This is a genomic window from Bartonella sp. AU18XJBT, assembly GCF_028618595.1.
GTDB lineage: Bacteria > Pseudomonadota > Alphaproteobacteria > Rhizobiales > Rhizobiaceae > Bartonella.
The window spans coordinates 56,198-62,865 of record NZ_JAQITE010000009.1 but is presented as its reverse complement, the minus strand read 5'-3'; the positions used below and the strand labels follow the sequence as shown (position 1 = coordinate 62,865).

General features: G+C 38.5%; 7 protein-coding genes and 2 tRNA genes. 1 reads left to right on the top strand and 8 read right to left on the bottom strand.

Annotated features, from left to right (window positions below; all coding sequences use genetic code 11):
* The 3 genes from PVV60_RS04325 to PVV60_RS04315 all read right to left on the bottom strand — a co-directional run.
* A partial coding sequence (locus PVV60_RS04325; protein WP_234924853.1) for a GTP-binding protein occupies nt 1-126 on the bottom strand: 126 nt, incomplete at its 3' end.
* Between the two features lie 180 nt (nt 127-306).
* Nucleotides 307-380 (bottom strand) — tRNA-Gly (locus PVV60_RS04320).
* A gap of 35 nt (nt 381-415) precedes the next feature.
* Nucleotides 416-499 (bottom strand) — tRNA-Tyr (locus PVV60_RS04315).
* 205 nt (nt 500-704) lie between these two features.
* On the opposite strand from PVV60_RS04315, the gene PVV60_RS04310 reads away from it, so the two are divergent.
* Nucleotides 705-1,535 (top strand): RNA methyltransferase, encoded by an 831-nt coding sequence (locus PVV60_RS04310; RefSeq protein ID WP_273723381.1) that lies wholly within the window; start codon nt 705-707, stop codon nt 1,533-1,535.
* On the opposite strand, the gene PVV60_RS04305 is transcribed toward PVV60_RS04310, so the two are convergent.
* The 5 genes from PVV60_RS04305 to tig all read right to left on the bottom strand — a co-directional run bounded on the left by PVV60_RS04305 (nt 1,532) and on the right by tig (nt 6,631).
* Entirely contained in the window at nt 1,532-2,224 is a 693-nt protein-coding gene (locus PVV60_RS04305; RefSeq protein ID WP_273723380.1) for a rhomboid family intramembrane serine protease, read from the bottom strand. The genes PVV60_RS04310 and PVV60_RS04305 overlap by 4 nt on opposite strands.
* Nucleotides 2,225-2,480: 256 nt before the next feature.
* Nucleotides 2,481-2,906, bottom strand: a complete 426-nt coding sequence (locus tag PVV60_RS04300; RefSeq protein WP_273723386.1) for a DUF2155 domain-containing protein — start codon at nt 2,904-2,906, stop codon at nt 2,481-2,483.
* Nucleotides 2,907-2,995: 89 nt separating this feature from the next.
* Nucleotides 2,996-3,394 (bottom strand): NADH:ubiquinone oxidoreductase subunit NDUFA12, encoded by a 399-nt coding sequence (locus PVV60_RS04295; RefSeq protein ID WP_273723378.1) that lies wholly within the window; start codon nt 3,392-3,394, stop codon nt 2,996-2,998.
* A gap of 180 nt (nt 3,395-3,574) precedes the next feature.
* Nucleotides 3,575-5,074, bottom strand: a complete 1,500-nt coding sequence (gene gatB, locus PVV60_RS04290; RefSeq protein WP_273723377.1) for an Asp-tRNA(Asn)/Glu-tRNA(Gln) amidotransferase subunit GatB — start codon at nt 5,072-5,074, stop codon at nt 3,575-3,577.
* 129 nt (nt 5,075-5,203) lie between these two features.
* Nucleotides 5,204-6,631 carry a trigger factor gene (tig, locus tag PVV60_RS04285; RefSeq protein ID WP_273723375.1) on the bottom strand — a complete coding sequence of 476 codons (1,428 nt, stop codon included), beginning with the start codon at nt 6,629-6,631 and terminating at the stop codon, nt 5,204-5,206.
* Nucleotides 6,632-6,668: the final 37 nt, after the last annotated feature.

The window sequence follows — 6,668 nt, the reverse complement described above, 5'->3', positions numbered from 1 at the left end:
ATAGGCTTTAAATTCACCAAAATATTTCGTAATCGCTGCTGTCAACGAGGTCTTCCCATGATCAACGTGACCAATCGTACCAATATTAACATGCGGTTTTGTTCGTTCAAACTTGCTCTTCGCCATTGCTATTAATCTCTTGTTTTATTCCCTATTTTTGTTAGCACCTAGGGACAGTTCTGCAAACTTAAGCCTGGCTAGACTGTAAACAGCCCAATCACCACAACTCTTAGAAGGAAAATCCCACCCAATCTATAAATGGAATATCCTCCATCATACCTATTTGCCCAATCATCAACAACCATTTGGAGCGGGTAGCGGGAATCGAACCCGCATATTCAGCTTGGAAGGCTGCTGCTCTACCATTGAGCTATACCCGCATGACCCACGTACGTACTAACTCTCCTTCGATGAATGGTGGAGGGGGTTGGATTCGAACCAACGTAGCATACGCAACGGATTTACAGTCCGCCCCCTTTAACCACTCGGGCACCCCTCCACTACACCGATAAAGTCGCGCAATGAGACATCACGACAATCATCTTGAATACCCATTCAATTCAATCTGATTGCGAAGTCGTTATGACGATTACTATTGTATCTGTCAACAGAATAAATACAATTCTGTACAAATTTCCTGCTCATAATTTTAAATCATAGATTTTTTCTCTCTATTTTTCTTATTAACACGCTATAAAGAAGCTATGAAAGAAAAAACATCACAAAATTCTCATTATGCTCGCTTGCGTCGCCGATATCGCGATACAAAAGGCTCTCCTTCTCGATCTTTTACACACCCAAAGAAGAAAGCTGTTTCTTTACAGCAAGGGATCATTCATCTTTATGGCATTCATTCTGTTCAGTCCGCTTTAGAAAACCCAAAAAGAATTTTAAAATGTCTTTACGTTACACAAAATGCCTTAAAACGATTAAATATATCCGAATCAGATTATCCTTGCTCTGTTATATTATGCACCCCCAAATATCTTGATTCGCTTGTTGGAAGTGAGGCTGTTCATCAAGGTATTGTTTTGGAAACTCTCCCCCTCAAACCATGCAAACTATCGGAACTCACTAATACTGATCTGGTCATTGTCATGGATCAAATTACCGATCCACACAATGTTGGCGCTATTATGCGCTCTGCAGTTGCATTGAAAGCTAAAGCACTTATTACAACTTGCCGTCACTCTCCCCACGAAAGCGGTGTTCTTGCGAAAGCGGCATCTGGAGCTCTGGAAATGATTCATTATATTACCGTACGAAACCTCGCTGAAGCTCTGCAAGAACTTCATCAAACAGGTTTTACAAGCTTTGGTCTCGATTCAGAAGGTGACCAACCTTTAGAAACAGCATTAACAGGGAATAAAATTGCTCTTGTTTTAGGAGCAGAAGGTAAAGGTTTACGTAAAAAAACACGCGAAACCGTCTGCGCTTTAACACGCCTTGATATGCCTGGAAATATTAAATCATTAAATGTTTCAAATGCAGCAACAATAGCACTTTATGTGGCACATAAATATCTTAGATTCTAGTTTTTATTTTTTTGTGAAACATCAAAAAAACCAACCAGCAAAAAACCCGCAAGAAACCCGCCAATATGAGCTTCCCATGCTATTGAGGTGCCATTTTCTTCAAACAAAATAGAAGAAATACCTATGATAAAATCAGCCGTCAGCCATACACTCATATAAACAAGTACCCCCTTAGAACACAGAGCTTTTTTGACGGACAATAAAGGTCCCAAAAAATTTTCGTTCTGCGCATTAACAGCTAGATAACCACTAGAAAAACCGTAACGTGCAATAGCTCCCATCATTCCAGATACGGCACCTGACGCCCCAATAAGTGATATGGTACTTTCTTGATGAAATGTAAAATAAGTCAAAACAGAAATAACTGCCGTTAACACCCAAAAAATTAAAAAATGTAAAGCACCCAAATGTCTTGCTAGAGGAGAGCCAAAAACCATATGCATAAATGAATAACTCACCATGGTATAACAGAGTGCTACAGGATCCCTCTTAAACAATGCTGGTATAAATGAAAAAAACTCAAGACTTTCAACATAAACCTTATGAGAAAAAAAATACTGAGAAATGCAATAAAGACAAAAACAAAATGCTATCAAAACAACTATAATAAATGGAATATTCAACAAGGGTTCTTTAGGTTGTTTCGGCAATCGAGAAACACCATTATGTCGGTGACTAGAAACTTTCATTTTATAAAATCTCTTATTCTTTAGAGAATGGGTTATTCTTTATACAAAATAAATATACCACTCCCAGTGATGCAAAATCTTTTTAACGCCTCTTCGGAGCCCCTTTTTAAATTTTCAAGAGCTCTACATGAAAACACGTGTATTTTATACAAAAGATCTTAAAGGAGGAAATCATAGGGATTTGAACCTCTTATTAAGTTGTAAAATGATAAAGGACCATTATAAATCAATATATAATAAATAGATAATACATTCATCATTGAAGAGGAAGATCTTGAGAATCCTGCTTGCAATCCTTTAACCATACATCATAAATAGGATGCTCAACGGCGTTCAAACCAGGACTATCTGCAAACATCCATCCTGTAAAAATACGCCGTATTTTTTTATCTAATGTCACTTCATTGACTTCAACAAAACCAGTTGTACGCGTTGGTTCATCTTTAGAGCTCGTATAACACGCACGTGGTGTTACCTGTAATGCACCGTACTGATAAATTTTACCAAGAGTAACTTCAAAACGTGTGGTCCGCCCCGTGATTTTGTCAAGACCTGCAAAAACAGCAACTCCATTGCTAATACGCTCAGCCCGCACCCCACTATTTAAGGATAAAAACACTAAAATTCCCATAAAAAAAATATAAAAAAAATGCCTCACCCCTAACAATAAAAAAAATCTTATCATATCAAAATCAATCGTACCTAAAAAAATAATTCTTTCCATAACATAGAGTCAAATAAGACAAAAATATACGAGCGCATTAAAACATTTTATTTTTTAGGTGACCACGCATCATAATCTTCATGCACACAAGAACGCTCTCCACTGGCGGTGATAGCTCCCTTTGGTCGATAGCTCTCACTTGTTCCTGTCATATTTGCAACATGGGGCTTTTCCCATTCATAAGAACGATAATCCTCCTGTGTTGGTGGACACTCACAACGATGATGAATCCAGCCGTGCCAACCTGGTGGAATAGTAGAGGCCTCAGAATAGTCTTTATAGATAACCCAACGGTGCGGATAACCATCCTTATGAAGTCCTCCTTCATAATATATATTTCCAAATTGATCTTCCCCTATTCGCTTACCTTTGCGCCATGTGAAAAAACGCGTACCAACGGTATTGCCATTCCACCATGTGAAGATTTGCTTTAAAAAACGAGCCATCTGCTATTCCATTCATTTAGTGCGCGCATGAAATTAATTGTTGGAATAAAAATGCTAACGATTGAAATTATCGAAAAAGTTACTAGTAAATTCAACTACAATTCCAATTGATAGGATAACGTGCTATCCCTTAATTTCAAGAAGATATCATATGTATGGCTTCTTCTCCACCCCATAAAATTAATCTATGCCAAGTTTCATCTTAACCAATTCATTAACAGCTTGGGGATTTGCCTTACCACCTGTTGCTTTCATTACCTGTCCAACAAACCAACCAGCTAAAGCAGGTTTATGCTTTGCTTGCGCAGCTTTATCAGAATTATTGGCAACGATCTCATCAACAGCTCTTTCAATAGCCTTTGTGTCCGTTACCTGCTTCATATTTCGCTCTTCTACAATTTGGCGTGCATCTCCTCCCTCATTCCAAATAATCTCAAAAAGATCTTTGGCAATTTTTCCAGAAATAACTCCTTCTTTTATGAGATCAATAATGCTTCCCAATTGACTTGGCGATACTGGTGACTCTTCAATCTCACGATTATCCTTATTTAAAGCCCCTAAAAGGTCGTTAATCACCCAATTGGCAACTATTTTTCCATCACGCCCACGCGCTACTTCTTCAAAATAATCAGCAATATCCTTTTCTGTCACAAGAATGGAAGCATCATACACTGTCAATCCCATTTCCTTAACAAAACGTGCTTTTATAGCGTCAGGTAATTCTGGTAAGTCTGCTGCCAAAGCATCTACAAATGCTTGATCAAACTCTAATGGTAAAAGATCAGGATCAGGAAAATAACGATAGTCATGCGCTTCTTCCTTTGAGCGCATAGAGCGCGTTTCACCTTTAGCGGCATCAAAAAGCCGAGTCTCTTGATCTATGACGCCTCCATCTTCTAAAATTGCAATCTGACGACGCGCTTCATACTCAATTGCTTGACCAATAAAGCGAATAGAATTAACATTTTTAATTTCACAGCGCGTTCCAAAATCTTCACCAGGACGACGAACAGATACATTGACATCTGCACGCATAGAACCTTCATCCATATTGCCATCGCAAGTACCCAAATAACGAACAATCGTACGCAATTTTGTCATATAGGCTTTGGCTTCATCTGATGAGCGCATATCAGGTTTGGAAACAATTTCCATAAGAGCAATACCAGAACGATTAAGATCTACAAAAGACATCGTTGGATGTTGATCGTGCATCGATTTTCCAGCATCCTGTTCAAGATGCAATCTTTCAATTCCCACTTCAATATCCTCAAATTGGCCATTCGAATCTGGACCAACAGATATGATAATCTTTCCCTCTCCCACAATGGGATAGCGAAATTGAGAAATCTGATACCCCTGCGGTAAATCTGGATAAAAATAATTTTTGCGATCAAAAATAGATTTTAAATTAATATGCGCCTTTAATCCTAACCCCGTTCGAACCGCTTGACGAACACACTCTTGATTAAGAACAGGCAACATACCCGGCATGGCTGCATCAATAAGTGATACATGATTGTTCGGCTCTGCACCAAATTTGGTTGATGCTCCTGAAAAAAGTTTCGAATTTGATATGATTTGCGCATGAACCTCCATGCCAATGATGACTTCCCAATCACCTGTAATGCCAGAAATAAAACGCTTAGAATCAGGAGTACGCGTATCAATGATGCTCATTGCCAATCCACTACCAATATTTTAAAATATACTCATGGCTTATCTAAAACCATTCTCTTAAGTGCAATCCTAGGATATAAATCTTACAAAAAGCCCGATTCTATCGGGCTTTTTCTGTTTGCATAAATATTAAGCTTTTTTAGGAGCCTTTTTCTTAGCTGATCTTTTCTCTGTAGACGTTTCTTTCACTGCAGATTTTTTCTTTGCCGGCTTTTCTTCAGGGACATCTGATTCGTCATATTCTTTCATCAACTCTTCAACCGTCACTTCTTTATCTGTGACTTTTATCTGTGCTAATAAATGATCAATGACCTTTTCTTCAAAAATCGGAGCACGTAGATTTTCAACAGCTTCCGGAGTCCTACGGAAAAAATCCATAATCTCTTTCTCTTGTCCAGGATACTGGCGAACCTGATCAAAAACGGCTGCTTTTAGCTCATCCTCACTAACTTTAACACCAACCTTCATTCCAATTTCAGAAAGCACTAAACCAAGACGAACACGACGTTGCGCAAGGATACGATATTCCTCGCGTGCTTTTTCTTCTGTAATACCTTCATCTTCAAAACTGCGCCCAGCCTTTTTCAAATCATCATTAACCTGAGCCCATATATTATTAAACTCAATCTCTAAAAGTTCTTCAGGAATCTCAAAATTATAATCAGCATCTAAAGCATCAAGAATTTGACGCTTAACCTTTTGACGTGTCACTGAACCATATTGGCTTTCAATCTGCCCACGAACAACCTCACGTAAGCGATCTAGAGACTCTAAACCAACTTTTTGCACTGCTTCATCATCAATTTTTAATTCATCTGGTTTAAAGACAGCCTTGACAGTAATGTCAAACTCTGCTTCCCGTCCCGCCAAATGTGCCGCACTGTAATTATCTGGAAATTTAACAAAAATCGTTTTTGCATCCCCAGCTTTCACACCAACCAATTGTTCTTCAAAACCAGAAATAAATTGTTTTGACCCAAGAATCAGTTGTGCATCACTATCTGCCCCACCTTCAAATGGAACGCCTTCAAGCTTACCTTGATAATCTATGGTTATACGATCACCTTCTTCAGAATCCCCCTCTTTTAGGGAATAATTACGCGTAGAAGAAAGGACGCGTTTGACTTGATCATCAATATCCTGTTCAGGAACAGTTGCAATTTCACGGATAACCGTAATATGTTCAAAATCTTTAATTTCAATTTTTGGTAAAACTTCATACTTTAAACTAAAAGTAAAATCGGCGTTACCATCTAGAATTTTTTCATCTTCATCTATATCAATTTTTGGCTGCATCGCTGCACGTTCATTGCGGTCTGCTAAAATAGAACGTGGTGCATCACTAATTATCTCATTGAGAATCTCCGCCATAAAGGATTTACCATACATTTTTCGCAAATGCCCACTAGGCACTTTACCGGGACGAAAGCCATTAAGCTTGATTTTTCCCTTGGTATCATCCAATCGTTCATTCAACTTTTCTTCTAAATCTTTCGCTGGGACCACGATCTTAATTTCGCGCTTCAGTCCTTCATTAAGCGTCTCGGTAACCTGCATTAAACACCTTCATTTTTCTAAGGAGAGGGATAAAACC